Here is a 20,373-nt window from a genome sequence, read left to right on the forward strand (position 1 = left end):
AACGCGATGATGGTCAATCGAAGGAGATGGGCTTGATGACACAGACCGAGAAAGTCGGAGCTTTGGTGCGCCTACGTGCTGCACTTCCGGGCTTGTCGTCGACGGAGCGCATCGTCGCCGAGTGGATCTTGACCCAGCCGGAACACCTGCTGGCGGCATCCATGCTCGACGTCGCGCAGGCCTGCAAAGTGAGTGATACGACGGTGCTGCGGATGTGCCGCAACAGCAATTTCGCCGGCTTCACCGACCTCAAGCTCGCACTCGCGCGGGATCTCGCGTCGCCGATGCAGCTCATCCACGACGATGTCGCCACCGGGGACAGCCCGATGACCATCCTCAACAAGGTGTTCTCGCGCACGGCCCGCTCACTGGAGTACACGGTCGAGGCGGTGTCGGAGGAGAGCTTCCTGGGCGCCCTCGACCTGCTCGAACAGGCCAAGCATGTCTTGATCGGCGGCCTCGGCACCTCGGGAGTGGTCGGGCAGTCGTTCTATCAGCGCTGCCACCGCCTCGGTATCAGAGCGGATGCCCCGCAGGACTCGCAGCTGCAGATCATGCACGCCGCCTTGCTCGGACCGGGCGACCTGGTCGTGGCCATCTCCTACTCGGGTGCGACCATGGCCGTGGTCACCATGGCCGAGGAAGCGAAGAAGGCCGGCGCCTCGGTGCTCGTGGTCACGGGCAACCGCGACTCGCCACTCGCGCACGCGGGAGATGTTGTGCTGCAGAGCGTGTCGCATGAGATCCGCAACGAGCCGCTTGCGGCGCGCATCTGCCAGATGGCCCTGCTCGACTCGTTGTGCGTCGCGTTCAGCCATCGTCATCTCAGCGAGGTGTTGCGGCGTGACGAGTTGGCCGGTCAGGCCATCGTCAAGAGTTCGTACTGAGGCGCCGCGCCTCGTCTTGTCTTCCCGTCGTCTTCGTTCGCCTTCGTTCTCGTGTTCGTTCTCGTCTTCGTTCTCGTCCCACCAGCTCACAAGGAGTCACAGTGATTGTTCAGATCTACACGGCCCAGTCGGCAGCCGAAGCGCTCAACCTCGCCCGGTGCGGTGTCGACTATGTCGGGCTGACCCCCACCGACATCGGCTTGCCGGGTCAGATCTCCGATGCGACGGCGGCCGAAGCGGTGCGTGCGCTGAAGGGCGTTGCCGTCTCGGTCGCGCTGTCGGTCTCGGCCGACCTCGACGAGATCGAGCGGATGGCCACCACAGTGAAGCCCGACGTGCTGCACCTCTGCGCAGAGACCGGTGCGGTGAGCGTCGAGTCGGTTCGGCAGCTGCGCCGCCGCCTGCCCGACCTGAAGATCATGCAGGCGATCGCCGTCGGCGCTGACGGCGACTACGAGTTGGCGATGGAGTACGCCGGCGTCTCCGACTTTCTCATCCTGGACTCCGTCACCGAAGACGTCAGCGGTGTCGGTGCCGCGGGCGTGACCCACGACTGGTCACGCAGCGCGCGCATCGTGGCGGATGCCGGCATCCCGGTGATCTTGGCCGGCGGGCTCTCCCCCGATAACGTCGCAGAGGCTATTGAGGTGGTTCGCCCGTGGGGGGTCGATTCGCTGACCCACACCAGCCGTCACTTCGGCGACGGAAAGTTCGAGAAGGACCTCGATCTGGTGGAGCAGTTCGTGCGTGCGGCGAAGACGACGCGGGTCTTTGCCTAGCTGACGCTCCAATTTCTCTCGTAGCGGTGATTGAGAGAGCGCAAAGGAGGAGATTCTGCGCCACGCCGAGCCAACCTGTCAGGTGTGCGCGGAGTGTCGCCGAATCTCCTCCTTTACGTCGCGTCTAGGCAGGGGTCCGTAGCGTCGAGGCCGTCGGCCCGTTCGCAACTGCGGAGATTTTCGAGCATTCAGGCGAAATCGGGCCAGAATCGGTGGTTTCGGGCCGATTCTCCGCTGTTGTGCACCCAACCTCATCCTGCAGGCTGACCCACTGTTCATCAGGATGACACTTCGGACCGACGCGCCACCCACGGCCCGCTTTCTACGCTTGAAGCATGCCCATCCTTGAGTCACTCAGCGAGTTCGTCATCGCTCTCGCCGCGTCACCGTGGGTCTACCTGGTCGTGCTGCTTGTGGTGATCATCGACGGATTCTTCCCGCCCATCCCCAGCGAATCGATCGTCGTCGCACTCGGCGCCCTCGCCATCTCGACCAACGCGCCGAACCTGATCCTGCTCGTGTTCGTCACCGCCGTCGGCGCCGTCATCGGCGACTCACTCGCCTATCTCATCGGCCGCCGCATCGGACTCGATCGGTTCACCTGGATGCGACGCCCCCGCATCACGGCCGGCATCGCTCGAGCGCGCACCGCCCTGGACCGCCGTGCCGCAACACTTTTGCTGACTGCTCGATATGTTCCGGTCGGACGTGTCGTCGTGAACATGACGGCGGGGGGAACCGGTTTTCCACTGCGTCGCTACCTGCCGTTGGCTGCTCTCTCGGCGCTCGGTTGGTCACTGTGCACCGTGTTCATCGGAGTGCTCGCGGGCACCTGGCTGAAAAGCAATCCCGTGCTCGGGGCCGTCGCCGCGATCGTGATCGCCTTCGTGCTCGGGCTGCTCGTCGACGCTGTTCTGACATGGGTCGCGCGTCGTCGTGATGCGCGCCGGGTGGGCGAGAGCAGTTGTGACGTCACCGTCGATCTCGAAGAGCCGTTGGTCGAGCTCGTCGAGACCTCGTAGGTCGACCTTTGGACGCAACCAGGTTCGGGGGTTGAATCACGCGATCTCGACAGGCTCGATCACCGGCGTTTCGGTGGTTGAGGAGGCCCGCCAGTGCCGTCTCGAAACTTTGTGCGCCGATCTCCAGACACGACCACGGCTCGGGGGTTGACTCACGCGATCTCGACAGGCTCGATCACCGGCGTTTCGGTGGTCGAGCTTGTCGAGACCTCGCAGGTCGACGTCCAGACGCAACCACAGTTCGGAGATCGACTCGCGAGGTTTCGAGACAGGGGCTCGCAGGCTCGCACCTTCCTCAACCACCGGGAGGATGCCCGCCCGATACGCTCTGACAATGCCTTCCCCCACGAAGCGACCAACCGGCAGCACAAGCAATGCTCGCGCCAACGGCCGCCCCGGCACCCGCAACAGAACCGCCAGCTACCTCACCCTCCTCGCCTTCGTCGTCGCCGCGGTCGTCGTCAACTTCCTCTGGCCACTCCCGATCTGGGTCGCTCTGCTCTACCTGGGCGCCAGCATCCTGTGCTTCATCGTCTATGCGGTCGACAAGTCCGCGGCCAAGGCGGGGCGCCAGCGCATCTCGGAAAGCACCCTGCTCGCGCTCGGCGTGATCGGCGGTTGGCCGGGCGCGATCGTCGCGCAGCAGACGCTGCGGCACAAGACGATCAAGCGCAGCTTTCGTCGCTCCTTCTGGGGCAGCGTGATCGTGAATGTCGTCGCCTTCGCACTGTTCACCACTCCACTGCTCTCATCGCTCCTCTCATTGCTCCCGGCATAGCCGACGTCTCCGGTCGGGCGCACGGGTACCGCACCTAGACTTTTCATCATGAGACTCGTGATCGCCGCGGTAGCGCTGGCCTGCACGCTCGCCCTGACGGCGTGCACCTCCGGCGGCACGAGCGACACGGCGACCGGTTCGCCGGGCGCATCCGGATCGTCGACGGCGAGCCCCACCACACCGCCGACTCCGGCCGCTACTCACACGCCGACCGCACTCACCCCCATCGTTCCTGATCCAATCACCGAGGCCTCGGCCGCCACCGAATCGGTGCGCCTGGCCGACGCCATCCAGGCGCTTATCCCCGCCGATGCCATCGTGCACGTCGACGACCACAGCCAACTCCGCGACACCGGAACTGGTCCTCCCCACTTCGCCATCATCCGCACGATCACAACAACTCCGACGACGGATGCGCCGGCGACTGCCACCTCAATGGCCGCGTCACTGGTGTCGTCGGGTTGGATCAGCCGCGAGTCCTCGACGGATGCCACCAGCTCCCTCACCGCACTGAACAGCAGCGCCGACCCGGCCACCTCCTGGTTCGTCATCGTCGGTGCCGACACGAGCGACCCGAAGGCGCCCGTGATCTCGCTTCAGTTGCAGAGTCCGGATATCCCGTAGCGCGGTTCTCTCGCATCGAAACCACCTGATTCGCTAACATCGCACAGACCACACACACCTTCTGCGATGGAGCACAGATGTCATTTCAGGCGTACCTCGACAACATTGAAGACAAGACCGGGCTGACCCCTCGCCAGTTCATCGCCCTCGCTCACGACAAGGGCTTCGACGATCCGTCCACAAAAGCCGGGGTGATCGTCGACTGGCTGAAGGCCGACTACGACCTCGGCCGCGGTCACGCGATGGCGTTGGTGCACGTGATCAAAAAGGGCGAAAAGATCGACGCCAAGCACGTGGGAACCGGCACCACGCACAGCGATGATTCCGACACCCTCTGGCTCGACGGCAAGCAGAGCCGCCCGGTCTAAGGCCCGCGGCTGCTTGAGCCACGGCTGCCAAGCCCCGGCTACCAAAACTTCGCGAGGTCTCGACAAGCTCGACCAACGAAGGTTTGGCCACGGCCGCTAGGCCAGGGCTATCAAAAACCCACAGCCCGCTCCCAGCCAACCGGGAACAGCATCCGTCTCCCATCCGTTCTCTCCAGTGACTCCGAACAGAAGGTGTCACCAGGCGCCGCAGCCAGCGACGCCGAGAAGGAGGAATGACGTGTCAGACGAGTACCGCAAGACTCCCGAGGCGCTCGCCCGCCTCACGCCCGACCAGTACCGGGTCACGCAGGAGGAGGGCACCGAGCCCGCCTTCCGCAACGAGTACTGGAACAACCACGAGCCCGGCATCTATGTGGATGTCGTCTCGGGGCAGCCGCTGTTCGCCTCCACCGATAAGTACGACAGCCGGTCGGGCTGGCCGAGCTTCACTAGGCCGATCGAACCGGATGCCGTCACGTCGAAAACCGACCACTCACTGTTCATGAAGCGCACCGAGGTGCGGTCGTCGGGCGCGAACAGCCACCTCGGGCACGTCTTCGACGACGGCCCGGCGGATGCCGGCGGGCTGCGTTACTGTATGAATTCAGCGGCATTGCGCTTCGTGCCGGTCTCCGAGCTGGAAGCGCAGGGGTACGAACGTTACCGTTCGCTGTTCCCTGCGGCATCCCCCGGGGCTGGCACCCCGGCATCCGCTGCCACACCACCCACCATGCCCAATCTCTCGAAGGAGAACGAATCATGAGCACCGTGACCGAAACCGCTATTCTCGCCGGCGGATGTTTCTGGGGCATGCAGGATCTCATTCGCAAGCGCCCGGGCGTGATCTCGACACGGGTCGGCTACTCGGGTGGCGACGTGCCGAACGCGACTTATCGTCACCACGGCACGCACGCCGAGGCGATTGAGATCGTCTTCGACCCGACGCAGACGAGCTACCGCGAGCTGCTCGAGTTCTTCTTCCAGGTGCACGACCCGACCACGCGCGACCGGCAGGGCAACGACATCGGTTCGAGCTACCGGTCAGCGATCTTCCCGACAAGCCCCGAGCAGGATGCGATCGCGCGCGACACCATCGCCGACGTCGACGCGTCAGGCCTCTGGCCGGGAAAGGTCGTCACGGAGATCGCGCCGGCCGGCCCGTTCTGGGAGGCCGAGCCTGAGCACCAGGACTACCTCGAGAAGTACCCGAACGGCTACACCTGCCACTTCGCGCGTCCCGGTTGGGTGTTGCCGAAGCGGGATGCGGCGGAGTCGGTCGCGTAGCGCCTTGGTGTGACCGCCACCTCGGTGGTTGAGGAGCGCCCGACGTAGTCGGCCGCGTCTCGAAACCCCGTAAGCCGACCTTTGAACGTTGTTCGCGTTCAAGGGTGGCTAGGCCGAACGCCCCGGTCGATCGTGAGATCGCCGGGGCGTCTTGCGTTGGGGGGCTAGGACTGGGGCGGATGCGCATCCCGGCGAGCGCTCGGGCGCGCGCCTCGAGCATGCGCTCTGCGCTCGTAAAGTACCTGCAGCGGCCAGCCGAGGAACAAGACGAGCAGCGCCAAGAAGTTGATCGCGGGCACGAATGTGCCGAGAAGCAACGCCACGAGAAAGAGCGTCGTCGCCGTGATGCTGGCAAACACCTTGCGATTCTCGACCGGATTGCTTTCGAGTTCGAGCTGCGAGTTGCCGCGAATCATGAGGGTCATCGCGGTCAGCAACAGGCTACTGAGGGCCATCGTGCCGATGTAGAGGGCGACGGAGGTCTTGCTTGTGGGGAATTGGGAGATGATCTCGGTCGGAAGGGGCAGAAACACCACCGTGAACGCCCAGGCCAGGTTGATGATGAGAAGCCCGCCGGTGTAGGACTTGACGTGTTCGAAGATCGAATGGTTGGTGATCCACAGGCGGGCGATCACGGCGAAACTCAAGGCGAACGCGGCGAGCCCGTCGAGGTTGTCTCGCAAGAATTGATCAACGCTGATTCCCTGCTGTGCGGCGCCCGTCACGGAATCGACGAGCGGCAGAATGAGCAGGGTGATCGCGATGGCGGCCACGGCATCCGTGAAGAAGACAACTCGGTCGAGGCCTCGCGTCGTTGGCATGCGCTCAGTATCGCGTGATCGCTCCGCTGCAGCCAGACGCCACGCGACCAGTAACCCAAGGGCGAAGTACCGCCCGCCTCTCGAGAGAGATCGGCCGGCGCCCTCAGCTCGAATTCGCTTGACGCTCGTCTCGACGAATGCGTCGGAGCGCCGCCTTCTCCCGGTCGATCCCTACCCGGAGGTCGATGAGCTGGCAGCTCATCTGTTCTTGATCGATGAGGCGAGCCGTCAGCACCTGCGCAGTGAGGTATTCCGTCAACCGCAGTTGCGTGGCACGCTGCACCGGATTGTCGGGGAGCCAGGGATCTCGCACGAACAACATCAGGATGAAGATCAGGTCGTCGGCGTGCATCGTGCGGGCGACGGCTCCTTCCCAGGCAAACTGGCGTTCAGCAGCGAGGATTTCTTTGTCGTCGCTGACGAGAATCCGCTCTGCCTCTGATTCCAGGCATTCCCGGAGCCGACGCTCGACAAGCTCGATTCGGGACCGGGCTAGGCCGCTTTTGTTGGCGACTGAATCGTCGAAGAATTGCCGGAGGATGGGGTCAATTGTGGGTCGTTGAGTTTTCATGCGGCAATGCTCGCGCGCACGACCGACACAAGTCTTGGGTGCGAACACATCGGTGGTCGAGGAGCACGCGACGCAGGAGCGCGCGTCTCGAAACCTCGCGAGATGATCTTTGGAGTCGGGTTACGTCTGAGGGGTGGCTCGCGCGGTCTCGACAAGCTCGACCACCGGGATGGTTACGTCTGAGGGGTGGCTCGCGAGGTCTCGACAAGCTCGACCACCGGGATGGTTACGTCTGAGGGGTGGCTCGCGAGGTCTCGAGAAACGGGCTCGCTCCGCTCGCTCGCCCTCGACTACCGAGATGGCCGAGAAGGCTCAGATCGCCCCGCCGATGTCGTCGCGCAACTCGCCGCTCGCGGCATCCACGGCGGCGCCCACGGTCGGCGCGAACCGCTCTGGCGGGAACCGGTCGCCGAGACCGAAGGCCTGCAGCTGGTCTTTCACCGGCCCTTTCATCTCCGCGAGGATGAGCGTCATCCCCCGGGAGGCGAGGTACTCGTCGAGGTCAAGCAGCTCGTCGATCGCAGTCGTGTCGATGTCGGTGATGGGTTCGGCAGCGACGATGACGGTATGGATGGGCGTGCCCGCGTGGCCGGGACCGCCTGCGCGAGAAGACTCGCCGGCGTCGGCGCCCGTGCCCCTGCCTCCGGCCTGCGCCTCCTTCTCCGCCCGCCGAACTACCGAGCGCACGTAGTCGTCGAAGATGCCTCCGTTGGCAAAGAAAAGCGGGGCGTCGAAACGCACGATCACGATGCCGGGCACACGCTCGGCATCCGGATGCCGGAAACGGTCGTGGTATCCGCGCACACCTTCGATGCGCCCGAGCTCGGCCTTGTAGGGGCGCCACGCGCGGATCACGAACGCGATAAACGAGAGTCCGATCGCCACGAGGATGCCCTGCAAAACGCCCACCAGAAAAACGCCGAGGAACGCGGCGATCGAGAGCAGGGCGTCCGTTTTGTCGAATCGCCACAATCGCGCCAAGCCCGAGATGTCGAGCAGGCCCGCCGCGGCGACCATGACCACGGCGCCGAGGGTCGCCGACGGCAGATAGCCGGTGACGCCGGGGGCCAGGAGCATGAAAAGTACAAGAACTAGCGCGCCGACGACATTCGCCAGCTGGGACCGCGCGCCGGCCTGCTCAGCGACGGGCGTACGCGAAGCGGAGGCGGAGACCGGAAACCCGCCGAGGAATCCGCCCCCGATATTGGCGAGGCCGAGGCCGGCCATCTCCTGGCTGCCGTTCACGGTGTCGCCGCGGCGCGCGGCGAGCGTGCGGGACAGAACACCGGTGTCAGCGAAGGCGATGAGCGCGATGCCGAGCGCCGGCCCGAGCAGCGAGCCCACGTCGGCCCAGACGAGGCCGCCGAGTGCCGGCGCCGGGAGCCCCTGCGGCATGACACCGACAACCGGCACCACGTTTTGCAGCGAGAAGATCGCCGTGACCACGACGGATGCGACCACCGCGACGAGCACACCGGGGATCCGACCGCCGAGCACGAAACGCAACCCGATGATGACGGCGAGGGAGGCGAGTCCGAACAGCATCGCGGCAGGGTCGATGCTCCCCGCCGCGATGCTCTGCCCGATCGCGCCGATCTCCTGGATCGGGCCGGCCGCGTCGACAGAGAAGCCGAGCAGTTTGGGGATCTGCGAGATGATCACGAGCAGGGCGATGGCGTTGAGATAGCCGACCCGGATCGGTTTGGAGAGCAGGTCGGTGACGAATCCGAGTCGCAGCAGGCCGGCGATGAGCAGGGCGAGGCCGACCAGGATGCCGAGGAGTCCGGCGAGGGCGACCGCCCGTTCGGTACTGCCGGCGGCGAGCGGCAGGATCGAGGCGGCGATGATCGGGGCGAGTGCGGAGTCGGGTCCGAGCACGAGGATGCGCGACGGGCCGAACACGGCGTAGACGAGCAGCGGCACGATCGTGGCGTACAGGCCGGTGTAGGCCGGCAGCCCGGAGGCCTCCGCGTAACCCATCCCAGCCGGGATTAGCAGGAAGCTGAGCACGACGCCGGAGCGCAGATCGGGCACCAGCCACGCGCGCTGGTAGTGCAGGGCGGTGTCGAGACCCGGGATCAGGCTGAGGGCGACGCTGCGGGTGCGGCCGGTGGGCATGCCCTCAAAGTAGTCCCGACCTTGGTTACTGTCTGGTTCGTCTGCACCGGCTACACGGGCAGGTTCTCTTGTTGGCACTCGTCGCCTGCATGCTGCTAGATTGATCGCGCAGTCCCACCATGAGGTGGACACGGGCGCCGGCTATCAGGCCGGGCGCTCAGGTGATGGGCGGTATGAGCCGCAGCGCACCCCTTACAAAGGGTGCGACTTGCCATCTTCCACTTGCTACAAAATTGCTTACTCCAGCCGAAGCGCTGCCACGCAAGCGCTGCGTGCGATTCGCTTGAAGCATCATGATCGAGATCGCAAGATCCCCGTCGGGATCTATCCCTGTTCATCGTGTATCTCAGGCACCTGGCATCTGACGTCGCAATCGTCTATTTGGGTGTCAAAGTGGACGAATCTCGGCAAAACGACAATACCGACCGCTTGAGCAGGCGCTCCTCGTGCCCACCTACTTCACCAGCGCCGCCCGATACTTCTCATACTTCGACTTGCCGACGAGGCGCCAGATCATCCGAGCCGGCGCAGGCAGGTGCTTGTGCTGCCACTCAACGCCGCCATCCGGCTGCGCGGCGAGGATCGCGCCGAGCTGAATGAACGTCTTGCCCTTGGGCGTCGCGTGGCGACCGTGTTCGGAGAGGGCGTCGACATCCGCCGGCGCGAGCACCGTCTCCATGACGGGCACGATGTTGGTCTCCTCATCGGGAAGGTGCACGGCGAGCGCCGCATTGATCCCGTCGAGCGCGGCGGCGACGGATGGTGCCTCCGCGGCCCGCCCGCTCGCGCGCCAGGCCGGCAGGCTCGCGTCGAGCTCCTTGAGGTGCACGAGCATCTCGGCGTGCTGCTGCTTCATCCGCGCGACATGCACCGCGCACGAAGGGGCGCGGCCTTCGAGGCGGTCCCACAGCATCGTGTCCTCGCCTTCGTGGTGAGCGTGCAGCGCGATCGAGAGCATCGAGAGGTAGTCACCGACGTTCTCGGCGTGTGCCGCATCACCCTCGGCGACCCCGCGAACAAGCGTCGGGCCTTCGGCGAACCCGGCCCGGAACATCCGGTGGATCTCGGCCATGCCGCTCGCGTCACAGGTCTTGACGCCGCTCGCCCCGGTGCCGGAGCCGCCGGTGCCATCCTCGGGGCTGGCGCCGCTGGAAGGAAGTGCATGTGCTGGCATGGGGGCTCCGATCGTCAGAAAGCTGGCGCTGGAACCCTATTCGTGTGCTGCGCGACTGACAAGGGTACGGCCGGTGATCGAGCCTGTCGAGATCACGCGAGCCGATCTGAGTGCACTCGTCGGCACCCTTGAACTCCCACTTCTCGCGCGCTACCCCATCGCCACAACGAGACACAGCCCGGCGAGAACCACGCTCACCGGCGTCATCAGGTTGCGTTCGGGTTTGCTGCGGGAGATCCCGTTCATGAGCACGCCGAGCGCGAAGTAACCGGTGAGCACCCACATCGCGACGGTGACGAATGTCTCGCTCTGGATGAGCGACGTCAGCCCAGCTGCTTCAAGCACGATCAGTGCGAACAGTACGTAGAGCACGACGGAGACGGCACAGCCGATGCGCAACCGGGTGGGGAGTACCTCGTTCTGGCCGCCCCAGGCGAACCGTCCCAACGGCAAACCGGCGATCAGCAGAATCTGGAAGACAGTGAGGAGTCCCAGGATGATGCAGATGAGCACGGCGGCAACGGATGTCATGGGCCTCATCCTAGGGAACACCTGGCCAGCGACTGCGCCAGCGACCGCGCCTGGCATCCGTGTTCCCAATTGGATACGCCACAGGGGCACCCGCCGGATCACCGACGAATGCCCCTGTGAAAGAAACGCTCGAGCTAGCGCGACGCCTCGGCGAGCTCCGGCTCGACACCGGGCTGCGACAAGTCGCGGGTTCGCGACACTGCGCTGTCCGGCCCTTCGAAGCGACGCCCCCAGCCGGTGAGGATCGCGAAGATCATCACCGCCGTGAGTACCAGCGGGTAGAGCGTTCCAGCGAAGATCTGCGTGGTGCTGAGCGCCGGCACCCCGTCGTAACCGCTCGTGAGCAGAGCCGCAATAAAGAGGAACGCGCTCAGGAACGGCACCACACACGCGACACCCATCGCGAAGCAGTCCATGATGTTCGAGCGGCGGTAGGGGTGCAGGTTCATCCGCGAGCCGATCTCGTCGGCGACCGGGCCGAAGGTCATCATCGACGCCGAGTTCACCCCACCGAACAGCAGCGTCGTCACGCTCGACCCGATGGCGATCGCCGCCTCCGCACCGCGCGGGGTGCGGGCCAGCTTGCCGCGCACCAGTGCGTCGACGACCCGGTCCAGTACGCCAGCGGCGGTGAGCACGCCCATGATTCCGAAGACCGAGATGACGAGCGCAACCGTGCCGAGCATGCTCGCAACACCACCGACGAGGAATCCGGTGGGTGCGCCATCCGTCACACCGAGTATGTCGGCCGGCACAATCAAGCCGGCGAGCAGCCCGGTGATCGTGCCGAGCACGAGACCCACCGTCACCGCCTTGAAGATGTCGCGGGTGAGGAAAGCCACGATCAGCATGATCGCGATCGGGATGAGCATGACGAGGGCGATCGGGTTGGAGCTGGCGTCGAGAATGGCGGATGCGCCGCCCTGCGCTTCGCCGCCGCCACCGAAGATCAGGAAGAGAATCGCGCTGATGCCGGCGGCCAGCAGTGCGTAGCGGGCGCGGGAGGAGACAACACCGGAGATATCGGCGACGCCTTCCTTGCGACGAAAGCGCTGGGTCGATGACGAGATGATCGTGGTGTCGCTGATCGGGGCCAGGTTGTCACCGAAGATTGCGCCGGAGAGGATGGCACCGGCGAGCAGTGCCGGGTCGGCACCGAGTAGAACACCGGCCGGGTAGAAGATCGGGAATGCGGTGAACATGGTGCCGATCGACGACCCTGTGGACATCGCGACGACACAGACCGTGACGAACGCGAACAGGGTGAAGCCTGCACCGCCGATGCCCAAGGTCGTGCCGATCCAGACGAATCCGCCCGAGACGTTCGTGGCCTTGACGAGCGCCGAGAACATGCCGATCACGAGCAGGATGACGACGATCGAGACCGACGTCGGGCTGCCGATCCCGCGCATCACCGCGTCCCAGAATGCACCGTAGTTGCGGGCGAAGACGGCACCGATCAGCAGGGCAACGATGCCGCTCATCGCGAGGGCGGTCATGTCGAACGCCTTGAAGACGACGAAGAACAGAACACAGAGCGAGAGGAAGACGGCGATGGGCACGAATGCCATCAGCCACCCTCCTCGGAAGGTCAGGCGCGGGTGCTGGGTCATACAAGTTCCTCTCGTCACTGCACTGTGAGCTCCGAGCGACAATAGCCAGGAGTGTGCACTCAGTATCCACAAGTCGAATAGAAAATGCAATACAACTGCACATCGTTTATTCTTGAGCTCATCGAGCGACTGCGCTCGCGAACCCTTAAGTTCGGCCATTTTTGAGCAGTTTTGCGTCGTCAGGCGCGTCTTTCCGGCCTTTCCGATGCTATCCGCTGTCCGTTTTCGTGCAGTTAGAGTGCACATGAGTGTGCAGCATGTGTGTAGAGTGTCGTCATGATCGGAACCAGATTGAGAGAGCTCAGAACCGCACGTGGCCTGAGCCTGCGCAGTCTCGCTGCGGAGACCGGCCTGTCGGCCACCCTGCTCAGTCAGATCGAGCGCGGGGTCACCGAACCGAGCCTCAAGTCGCTGCGCCTGGTCGCCGATGTCTTCGGCCAGTCAGTCGCGATGCTCTTCGACGAGGACGCCGTGCCGGCCGTGCATATCAGCCACGCCGGCGAACGCTCGAAGATCACCTCACCCAGGGGGCACATCCAGTATGAACGCCTGATGCCGGGCAACGCCCAGCTGGCCGTTCTGCGCGGTGTGCTCGAGCCGGGTGAGTCGTCGAGCGACGAGCCGTGGTCGCACGTGGCCATCGAATGCGCCTATGTACTGACCGGCGTGCTCACCGTGATGGTCGGCGACGCCGCCCACGACGTGGTCGCCGGTGACGCGATCACGATCGATTCGCGCCAACCCCACCGCTACTGCAACACCACACACCACACGGTGGAGTTCATCCTCGCGGTGAACCCGCCTACGCCTTAGGAGGATCAGAGTGGATCGCAACTCAGTTCAGTGGACCGGATACATTCCGGCCATCACCACCCCATTTGATGAAGAGGGTGCGCTCGACTTCGGCGCCTTCGAGACCCAGCTGGGCTGGCTCATGGAGCAGCGCATGCACGGCGTCATCCTCGGCGGCACGACCGGCGAGTGGTTTGCCCTCAACGATGACGAGCGCGCGCAGCTATTCACCGAAGGCGCCAAGAATGTTGACGGAGCCATGTGGGTGCTCGGCGGATGCAACGCGTTCACTCAGCAGGAAGCCATCCGTCACGCGCACGCAGCTGAAAAGGCCGGCCTCGATGGAATCCTCATCACTCCCCCGCCCTATGTCGTGCCCACGCGCCGCGAGATCGTCAAGTTCTACCAGGATGTGTCTGACGCCAGTGACATCCCGATCTGCATCTATAACTGGCCGCGCGGCTGCATCGTCGACCTCGACACCGAGCTGCTCACCGAACTGGCCGCGATCGACAACGTCGTGGCCATCAAGAACTCCACCGGCGACACCAAGGCGTTTCTCGACGGTCTCTACGCGCTCAGCGGCAGCGTGCGCTACTTCGGCATTCCGACGAGCCCGCTCGGCGCCGACCTGGTCGAGCTCGGTTACGGCGACGGCCTGATGGGATCGGGCGCTCCGCTCGGCTCCGACCACCCCGACTTCTGGCGCGCCCTCGCCGCCGGCGACAAGACCCGTGCCCTCGAGCTCGGCGCCCGCGACCGTGTCGTGATGCAGCGCTGGTTCACGCAGGACTACGGCGCCCAGTTCGGCAACGCCCAGGCGATCATGAAGACCGCGCTGCGTCTGCAGGGTGTGCCGGCCGGTTTCGTGCGCGACCCGCTGCTCGAGCTCACCGTCGACGAGGTCAGCATCGTCGAAGAGACTCTGAACAGCCTTGGCATCGAGACCGTTTCCCTGTGATGACTGAGCACCGCGACGTCGTCGTCGTCGGGGGTGGGCTGTTGGGCGCTGCGCTCAGTTGGATGCTCGCCCGCGACGGCGTCGACGTGGCCCTGCTCGAGCGCGACCAGCTCAACCAGCATGCCTCCGGGCAGAATGCCGGCAGTCTGCACTTTCAACTCGAATACCGCATGCTCGAGCACGGCCTCGAAGCCGCCCGGCAGGCCGCCGAGGCGATGCCCCTGCACCTGGATGCGGCCCGGCTCTGGGCCTCCCTCGGCGACGAGCTGGGCGAGAGCCTCGGCGTCGTGCAGAAGGGCGGGCTGATGCTCGCCGAGACGGCCGCGCAGGCGGCCGTGCTCGAGCAGAAGTCCGAGCTGGAGCGCTCGTGGGGTCTCGACGTGACGCTGCTGAGTGGCGATGAGGTGCGTGAGATTGCGCCGTACCTCTCCGATTCCGTCGTCGCGGCGGCCTATTGCCCGATCGAGGGCAAGGCCGACACCCGCACCGCGGGGCCTGCTCTGGCGCGGGGTGCCGCGCGACTCGGCGCAGACATCCGCACCCGCACCCGTGTGGTGTCGATGACGCGCGCGGGTGCGTCGTGGCTGGTCGGCGTCGAGACGACTTCGCCCGACGGCACGTTGCTCAAATCGGAGATCCGCACGGAGGCCATCATTCTGGCCGGAGGCGTGTGGACCACGGAGCTCGGCGAGATGCTGGGTGCGAGCCTGCCGACGATCGCCCTGGCGCTCACCATGACGGTCACGTTGAAGACCGAGAAGTTCATTCCGCACCTGGTGCAGCATGCCGGCGCCAAGTTGTCGCTCAAACAGTCGCTCGACGGCAATGTGCTGATCGGCGGTGGCTGGCCGGCCCGGCTGCCGGTTGATCGCCAGGGCAATCCCGATCTGAATTCTCGGCCGGAGTTGCTGCGGGCTTCTGTGGCCGGCAATGCGCGTGCGGCGATCGGTGTGGTTCCGCGCGTCGCTGCGCTGCCGGCGCTCCGCACCTGGGTGGGCACCACCACGGTCACGCCCGACCAGCTGCCGCTGGTTGGTTCGGTGCCGGGCTGCCCTGGCGTGTTCGTGGCCACGGGTGGCTCGGCGTTCACGCTCGGGCCGAGCTTCGCCCGAGTGCTCAGCGAAATGGTGCAGGGGCGCCCGCCGAGCATGGATCTCTCCCCCTACGACCCGAGCCGCTATGGAGGTGTTCATGTCTGAGGATGTTCGTGTGACCGAGGGTGCCGTGTCGGTAGGTGCAACGCCTGCGAGTGGTACTTCGTCGGCGGGTGCTGCTCCTGCGAGTCGCCGGCTGGACGCCCACCGCGGCGTGCCCGTCGAGATCACGTTCAACGGCGTCGCCGTGTCATGCTTCGATGGTGAAACCCTGGCCACCGCGCTGCTCGCCGACGGTGTCACCGAATTCGGCACCACGCGCACCGGCGCTCCCCGCCAGCCGCTCTGCAACATGGGCACCTGTTTTGACTGTGTCGTCGTGGTCGATGGCGCTCCGCTCACCCGCTCCTGCCTGACATATGCCGTCGACGGCATGAACGTCGAATCGTCCCGAGGTGCCTGAGTTGTCTGATCACATCACGTCGTCTCCTGCGTCGGTTCCTGCTGTGTCCTCTCCCTCTGAATCGCCTCAGGCCATGTTCGATCTCGCCATCGTCGGCGCCGGTCCGGCCGGCATTTCCGCCGCCCTCGCCGCATCTGCTGCGGGCGCCCGTGTCGTCGTCGTCGACGAGCAGCGTCGCCCCGGCGGGCAGATCTTCCGCCAGCCGCCGCGCGAGTTCGTCGGTAGCAAACCCAAGTTCTCGGCCGGCTACCCCTGGGCGTACGACCTACTCGAGCAGGCGGATGCTGCACCCGGCATCACCTGGAAGCACGAGTCGACCGCGTTCGGCGTCTTTCGCGACCGCGCCGAGGGCAGCCTGCAAGGCAACGCCGACCCAAGCCCCGAGGGCATCCAGCTGGCGATCAGCGGACCCGGCGGCGCCGAGCGCCTCCCCGTGCGCCGCCTCCTGATCGCGACCGGTGCCTACGACCTGCCCGTCGCGATTCCGGGCTGGACGCTCCCCGGCGTGATGATGGCTGGCGCCGTTCAGGGCTTCATCAAGAGTCAACGTCTGCTCGTGTCGGAGCGCCTGGTGTTGGCCGGGTCGCATCCGTTGCTCCTCGTGGTCGCCGACCAGCTGCGCGCATCCGGGGCCGATATCGCGGAGATCGCGTTCGCGCGCGGCCTCCCTTCGATTCGTGAGGCGTTCGGCGCCCTTCCCGCGGCGCCCGGACACACGCGACTGTTCGCCGAGACCGGCGTGGCCGTGGCCCGCCTGCTCGCGGCCGGAGTGCGCATCAGCACGAACACGATCGCCACGAGTGCGCTCGGCACCGACCGTGTCGAGGGTGCCGCGCTCGCCCGCATCGACAAAGACTGGAAGGTCACGGGCGCCCCGCGCTCGGTTCAGGCGTCAACCCTGGTGCTCGGCTACGGCTTTCAAGCCTCGACCGAGCTTGCTCGGCAGGCCGGCTGCACCATGCTCTACAACTCGGCCAAGGGCGGGTGGATCGTCGCGCATGATCAGAACATGGCTACTTCGAGCCCGGGCATCTATGTGGCGGGTGAGCCGACCGGGGTCGCCGGGGCGGAGCAGTCGCGGGCGGAAGGACACCTGGCCGGTCTGGCGATTGCGCAGGAGCTGGGGTTCGGGCGTGCTCGTACCCGTGCCCGCGCTCGTGCCGGTGATCGAGCGGCGCCGCTGACTCAGGCCTCTGACGACCTGACGAGCGCCGTGGATACTGCCCGCAAAGACGTGCACCACGCGCAGAGGTTCTCGACGGTCGTGCAGCGCATGTTCGCGCCGAACCGCAAGGGCCTGGCCGCACTTGCGACGCCGGAGACGATTGTCTGCCGCTGCGAGCTGGTGACGCAGGACGACGTGTCGACGGTGCTCGCGCACAACCCGCATCTCTCGTCGGCAAGTGGCGTCAAACTGGAGTGCCGAAGTGGGATGGGTCCGTGTCAGGGGCGCTATTGCGAGACGACAGTTGCCTCGTTGGTGGCCGCAAAGCGCGGGCGTTCGATGGCGGATGTCGGCAGCTTCACGGCGCATGTGCCGGTGAAGCCGGTGCCGGTGAGTGCGTTGATGGTGTTGGACGATCAGTAGGCACTTAAGCCGCTACCTACTGGCAGACATCGAGAAAGGCAGATAGTCGCCGACGTACTCTTCATGCGCCGCATCGCCCGCGGTGACCCCGCGAACGAGCGTGCATCGGCTGCCTAAAGCTGTTCAACGAACCATTCCAAAGCCTGCTGAATCTCTTGTCGTGCGCTCTTCGAGCCCAGAATCTCGATGGGAAAGGTCGGTCGTTTCATCAATTTGTTCGCAGTGATTTCAATGCCTCGGATTCCCAAAAGGTGAGTCCGGAACTCCTCACGCAACCCTTCGGAATCGAACGGATGACGCGCAGCCATATGTTGAAACACGACCTCGACAGTGCCAGATGGATAGATGGCAAAGGGCCACACTCGCTTGTGGCCCGGGATCTCTGGTCCCATTAGAAACGCAGTCACTTGATCGGCGACTCCGAAGGTGACTTCCCCTCCGAGTTCTTCCCAAGAGCGCAGAAGTTCGATCACTCCATGAACAGCTGCGGCATCAACGTTTTCACGCAACTGCGACAAAAATCGTTCTTCGTCCCCCGTTGAAGCAACCACCTCGTCGGCCGCTGCCCCGATGCCGATCGCTGCGGCCAGCGCCGAGGCGTGCAGTCGGCTCGATTGCTCGGCGCGACCCATGGCATCGAACCGCAGTCCTTCTAATTCCAATACTTCTTTTGCGTCGCGGCGATCCTTTGGGTCGATCCACTGGAAGCCGGGTGAAATTGTGCCCGCAGCTTGCAGTACCCGCCAACCTCCCGGAATGAACACGGTCGCCAAATGTTGTCCCATCGGCACCGGGTGGGTGCCGATGAGCGCGGCGAGGTCGCCATAACTAGTCCAGCTTCCGGGCGGTATCGCCATCACCGCTTCGTGCGCCACTGACCACTGCACCCCGGTGTCGACTAGGTCGAGAGCCTCCGCTGGCGCTTCCCACTCCAAGATCGCGCGCTCTGCAAGCTCCACACCTCGCTCGAGGATCTGCTGACGTCCCCATACTTCCTCGTCCGCAATCATGCTGTTGAGGCGGATGCCGCTCAATCGAAGTTCATCACGCTTGTGAGAGAACTCCCGGTTACTGAGTTCAGAGTTGTAGGCCGTCAGAGTGAGATTGCCCAGGGTGTGCACGAGTGATTCATGAACCTCGTCGACAGTCTCCCCCTCACCGAGACACTCATTCAGCGCTGCACGCCAGCCCGGAGTTAGCGTCTGCGGCAGTACGTGTTCGATCGTTGCCTTACTCACGTCAACCGCTTCTTTGCTACCGAAGGACTCATCCAGCCATTTAAGGATCAGCTTCTGCTGGTTCGCCCGACCGTGAAGGTAGAGAGGCTGCTCTAGCACAGCCTTGCGCACGCGCTCGTCACTTCCGTAGTGTTTGCGGCCGCTCGCGAGGTACTCCATCATCGTGCGATTAACGGGGACGCCTGGGCGTAGCTCGGCCCCAGCTTGCAAGAGAACTCGGTTGATTCCTGCACCTGGTCCTCCAACAAGAACTCGGCGAACGAGGAACGATTCGATGATCGCCATCGCCTTGGAAACTTCCAAAGTGGTCGCTTCATCTCGGTCACGCATCGCGAGCAAACGGAGGATTACCGGATCAACTGTCGTGGTACCCCACTCTTTGAGCCGTTGAAGTCGGAGACGAACTGAAATGTCTTTCTCCAGCTCAGGCTCACGCATGGACATAAGGAGCTTCGAGAGAGCCTCAAAACGAGTAATCTCCGCCTCGATCTCAATGGCAGTCAGCTTCTGTAGTCGAGCGTGCTGAAATGTGTAGATCTCTGCTTGTTTGAGAGTTGGCGCATCTGCGACAGCGTCGAGCCAAAACAGAAGCTCGAGATCGGAAGGACTCAGGCGTCGCTGCATCGGTAGCCACCACGAGTTGTAGACGTCCTCACCTCGACGCCCGAGCCGCATAAAGAGGTAGTTCCGAAGCAAGTCACCTTGCGTAAGCCGCAGGCCCGTGTTATTCAATGATTCAAAGATGCGGTAGACGTTGTCCGCATCCTTCGCTGTGATTGACACGAAAGCCAATCCGTCGAGCACAGCATCTTGAATCCGCTGAATATCGTGCGGGTCGTCGGGATCGTCGGCAATCTCCAGCTGTCGGCGAAAGAATCGGTAGGCGTCGCCCACGCCAGATCTTGAGTCAGCCCCACTAGCACGATCGACAACAGCTCGGAAATTGTCGCGATCTGCTTGAGTGGGCAGCAGTTTGAGTCGGTCGTCGCCTGACTTGTACCGATCTGCAATGTACTGCTCGTGGATCTGATCAGCGAGCATGGGCTGCCCAGGATTGTGGTCGCGCACATAGTCCCTGAGCGCGCAAAGCAGGATCGACAGCGTGGTGAGGCGCTGCTGACCGTCGACAACCAGAAATTGGAGTCCGTTCGGCCCGACATCACCCAACGCAAGCACCAACGAACCCATGAAGTGTGACGCTGTCGGATCAGTTTGGCGGTCATCAGCCAGCTTCAGGATGTCGTCCCACAGGCGGTCTCGTTGCTTCGGCTCCCAGGCGTAAGGCCGCTGATACAAGGGCACGAGATACTGTTTTCCGCCCTCGAGGATCTGTCGAACTCGGGTTTCCTGCACGTCCAATTTGAGTCCCTACTTCTGGTTGCGTGTGAGTAGAGTATCGGCGTTCTTGTCGGAAGCGGAGAAGACTCGAGTCGTAAGGCAAGAGCGGACGACCATGATGCCGAAGAGTCCGGCGAGGCAACCGTTCGTTCCGCGCGGCCTGCGGCAAACGGGACGATCGAGGCTGCGGCGATCAGGGCGAGTGCGGATTGACCTTCGAACGGTGCGCCGCCGGCATTGTGGAGGTCCCGGGTATCGCAAGCCTCGAAGGAAGTGTCTGCTCGCCGAAGGTGTGTTTTCAGGATCTGCCGCTGGCGACCGCTCGATCA

20 protein-coding genes are annotated in these 20,373 nt (G+C 64.4%); 13 read left to right on the top strand and 7 right to left on the bottom strand.

What is annotated here, in order from left to right; translation table 11 throughout:
* Positions 1-35: 35 nt before the first annotated feature.
* The 8 genes from AB4Y63_RS05365 to msrA all read left to right on the top strand — a co-directional run bounded on the left by AB4Y63_RS05365 (position 36) and on the right by msrA (position 5,742).
* Positions 36-887 (top strand): MurR/RpiR family transcriptional regulator, encoded by an 852-nt coding sequence (locus AB4Y63_RS05365; protein ID WP_441790011.1) that lies wholly within the window; start codon positions 36-38, stop codon positions 885-887.
* A 101-nt stretch (positions 888-988) separates the two neighbouring features.
* The gene (locus AB4Y63_RS05370) at positions 989-1,666 is read left to right on the top strand and encodes a phosphoribosylanthranilate isomerase (protein ID WP_441790012.1); all 678 of its coding nucleotides are present in this window, start codon (positions 989-991) and stop codon (positions 1,664-1,666) included.
* A gap of 335 nt (positions 1,667-2,001) precedes the next feature.
* The gene (locus AB4Y63_RS05375) at positions 2,002-2,688 is read left to right on the top strand and encodes a DedA family protein (protein ID WP_441790013.1); all 687 of its coding nucleotides are present in this window, start codon (positions 2,002-2,004) and stop codon (positions 2,686-2,688) included.
* Between the two features lie 334 nt (positions 2,689-3,022).
* Positions 3,023-3,466, top strand: coding sequence for a DUF1294 domain-containing protein (locus AB4Y63_RS05380; protein WP_441790014.1), 444 nt, complete (start codon positions 3,023-3,025; stop codon positions 3,464-3,466).
* Positions 3,467-3,514: 48 nt separating this feature from the next.
* Positions 3,515-4,090 (top strand): hypothetical protein, encoded by a 576-nt coding sequence (locus tag AB4Y63_RS05385; RefSeq protein ID WP_441790015.1) that lies wholly within the window; start codon positions 3,515-3,517, stop codon positions 4,088-4,090.
* Positions 4,091-4,167: 77 nt separating this feature from the next.
* Entirely contained in the window at positions 4,168-4,458 is a 291-nt protein-coding gene (locus AB4Y63_RS05390) for a DUF4287 domain-containing protein (RefSeq protein WP_441790016.1), read from the top strand.
* 238 nt (positions 4,459-4,696) lie between these two features.
* Positions 4,697-5,221, top strand: a complete 525-nt coding sequence (msrB, locus tag AB4Y63_RS05395; protein WP_441790017.1) for a peptide-methionine (R)-S-oxide reductase MsrB — start codon at positions 4,697-4,699, stop codon at positions 5,219-5,221.
* Entirely contained in the window at positions 5,218-5,742 is a 525-nt protein-coding gene (msrA, locus tag AB4Y63_RS05400) for a peptide-methionine (S)-S-oxide reductase MsrA (RefSeq protein ID WP_441790018.1), read from the top strand. Before msrB ends, msrA begins: the two co-directional genes overlap by 4 nt.
* A gap of 164 nt (positions 5,743-5,906) precedes the next feature.
* On the opposite strand, the gene AB4Y63_RS05405 is transcribed toward msrA, so the two are convergent.
* The 6 genes from AB4Y63_RS05405 to AB4Y63_RS05430 all read right to left on the bottom strand — a co-directional run bounded on the left by AB4Y63_RS05405 (position 5,907) and on the right by AB4Y63_RS05430 (position 12,528).
* Positions 5,907-6,563 (bottom strand): TMEM175 family protein, encoded by a 657-nt coding sequence (locus tag AB4Y63_RS05405; protein WP_441790019.1) that lies wholly within the window; start codon positions 6,561-6,563, stop codon positions 5,907-5,909.
* A 103-nt stretch (positions 6,564-6,666) separates the two neighbouring features.
* Positions 6,667-7,134: a hypothetical protein gene (locus AB4Y63_RS05410; RefSeq protein WP_441790020.1), complete on the bottom strand. Its 468-nt coding sequence runs from the start codon at positions 7,132-7,134 to the stop codon at positions 6,667-6,669.
* A 312-nt stretch (positions 7,135-7,446) separates the two neighbouring features.
* The gene (locus AB4Y63_RS05415) at positions 7,447-9,252 is read right to left on the bottom strand and encodes a SulP family inorganic anion transporter (RefSeq protein ID WP_441790021.1); all 1,806 of its coding nucleotides are present in this window, start codon (positions 9,250-9,252) and stop codon (positions 7,447-7,449) included.
* Positions 9,253-9,706: 454 nt separating this feature from the next.
* Positions 9,707-10,426, bottom strand: a complete 720-nt coding sequence (locus AB4Y63_RS05420) for a hemerythrin domain-containing protein (RefSeq protein ID WP_441790022.1) — start codon at positions 10,424-10,426, stop codon at positions 9,707-9,709.
* A 150-nt stretch (positions 10,427-10,576) separates the two neighbouring features.
* Entirely contained in the window at positions 10,577-10,957 is a 381-nt protein-coding gene (locus AB4Y63_RS05425; protein ID WP_441790023.1) for a hypothetical protein, read from the bottom strand.
* A gap of 134 nt (positions 10,958-11,091) precedes the next feature.
* Positions 11,092-12,528: a Na+/H+ antiporter NhaC family protein gene (locus AB4Y63_RS05430; protein ID WP_441790024.1), complete on the bottom strand. Its 1,437-nt coding sequence runs from the start codon at positions 12,526-12,528 to the stop codon at positions 11,092-11,094.
* A 318-nt stretch (positions 12,529-12,846) separates the two neighbouring features.
* Here AB4Y63_RS05430 and AB4Y63_RS05435 point away from each other — a divergent pair, with 318 nt between their 5' ends.
* The 5 genes from AB4Y63_RS05435 (at position 12,847) to AB4Y63_RS05455 (ending at position 17,468) form a co-directional block, all read left to right on the top strand.
* Positions 12,847-13,383: a helix-turn-helix domain-containing protein gene (locus AB4Y63_RS05435; RefSeq protein WP_441790025.1), complete on the top strand. Its 537-nt coding sequence runs from the start codon at positions 12,847-12,849 to the stop codon at positions 13,381-13,383.
* A gap of 10 nt (positions 13,384-13,393) precedes the next feature.
* Entirely contained in the window at positions 13,394-14,323 is a 930-nt protein-coding gene (locus AB4Y63_RS05440) for a dihydrodipicolinate synthase family protein (protein WP_441790026.1), read from the top strand.
* On the top strand, positions 14,323-15,522 hold the full coding sequence (locus AB4Y63_RS05445; RefSeq protein WP_441790027.1) for an NAD(P)/FAD-dependent oxidoreductase: 1,200 nt from the start codon (positions 14,323-14,325) through the stop codon (positions 15,520-15,522). The genes AB4Y63_RS05440 and AB4Y63_RS05445 overlap by 1 nt, the downstream gene beginning before the upstream one ends.
* Complete coding sequence (locus tag AB4Y63_RS05450) at positions 15,515-15,880, top strand: (2Fe-2S)-binding protein (RefSeq protein ID WP_441790028.1); 366 nt, start codon at positions 15,515-15,517, stop codon at positions 15,878-15,880. Before AB4Y63_RS05445 ends, AB4Y63_RS05450 begins: the two co-directional genes overlap by 8 nt.
* Before the next feature lie 73 nt (positions 15,881-15,953).
* Positions 15,954-17,468, top strand: a complete 1,515-nt coding sequence (locus tag AB4Y63_RS05455) for an FAD-dependent oxidoreductase (protein WP_441790029.1) — start codon at positions 15,954-15,956, stop codon at positions 17,466-17,468.
* Positions 17,469-17,581: 113 nt separating this feature from the next.
* Here the strand turns inward: AB4Y63_RS05455 and AB4Y63_RS05460 are convergent, their stop codons facing one another.
* Positions 17,582-20,059: a GmrSD restriction endonuclease domain-containing protein gene (locus AB4Y63_RS05460; RefSeq protein ID WP_441790127.1), complete on the bottom strand. Its 2,478-nt coding sequence runs from the start codon at positions 20,057-20,059 to the stop codon at positions 17,582-17,584.
* Between the last annotated feature and the right edge of the window lie 314 nt (positions 20,060-20,373).

The organism is Leifsonia sp. YAF41 (assembly GCF_052113185.1).
GTDB lineage: Bacteria > Actinomycetota > Actinomycetes > Actinomycetales > Microbacteriaceae > Cryobacterium.

Coding starts and splice junctions, on each gene's coding strand:
- AB4Y63_RS05365 (WP_441790011.1), top strand. CDS start 36: ATGACACAGACCGAGAAAGTCGGAGCTTTGGTGCGCCTACGTGCTGCA.
- AB4Y63_RS05375 (WP_441790013.1), top strand. CDS start 2,002: ATGCCCATCCTTGAGTCACTCAGCGAGTTCGTCATCGCTCTCGCCGCG.
- AB4Y63_RS05380 (WP_441790014.1), top strand. CDS start 3,023: ATGCCTTCCCCCACGAAGCGACCAACCGGCAGCACAAGCAATGCTCGC.
- AB4Y63_RS05385 (WP_441790015.1), top strand. CDS start 3,515: ATGAGACTCGTGATCGCCGCGGTAGCGCTGGCCTGCACGCTCGCCCTG.
- AB4Y63_RS05390 (WP_441790016.1), top strand. CDS start 4,168: ATGTCATTTCAGGCGTACCTCGACAACATTGAAGACAAGACCGGGCTG.
- msrA (WP_441790018.1), top strand. CDS start 5,218: ATGAGCACCGTGACCGAAACCGCTATTCTCGCCGGCGGATGTTTCTGG.
- AB4Y63_RS05405 (WP_441790019.1), bottom strand. CDS start 6,563: ATGCCAACGACGCGAGGCCTCGACCGAGTTGTCTTCTTCACGGATGCC.
- AB4Y63_RS05410 (WP_441790020.1), bottom strand. CDS start 7,134: ATGAAAACTCAACGACCCACAATTGACCCCATCCTCCGGCAATTCTTC.
- AB4Y63_RS05415 (WP_441790021.1), bottom strand. CDS start 9,252: ATGCCCACCGGCCGCACCCGCAGCGTCGCCCTCAGCCTGATCCCGGGT.
- AB4Y63_RS05420 (WP_441790022.1), bottom strand. CDS start 10,426: ATGCCAGCACATGCACTTCCTTCCAGCGGCGCCAGCCCCGAGGATGGC.
- AB4Y63_RS05425 (WP_441790023.1), bottom strand. CDS start 10,957: ATGACATCCGTTGCCGCCGTGCTCATCTGCATCATCCTGGGACTCCTC.
- AB4Y63_RS05430 (WP_441790024.1), bottom strand. CDS start 12,528: ATGGCATTCGTGCCCATCGCCGTCTTCCTCTCGCTCTGTGTTCTGTTC.
- AB4Y63_RS05435 (WP_441790025.1), top strand. CDS start 12,847: ATGATCGGAACCAGATTGAGAGAGCTCAGAACCGCACGTGGCCTGAGC.
- AB4Y63_RS05445 (WP_441790027.1), top strand. CDS start 14,323: ATGACTGAGCACCGCGACGTCGTCGTCGTCGGGGGTGGGCTGTTGGGC.
- AB4Y63_RS05450 (WP_441790028.1), top strand. CDS start 15,515: ATGTCTGAGGATGTTCGTGTGACCGAGGGTGCCGTGTCGGTAGGTGCA.
- AB4Y63_RS05455 (WP_441790029.1), top strand. CDS start 15,954: ATGTTCGATCTCGCCATCGTCGGCGCCGGTCCGGCCGGCATTTCCGCC.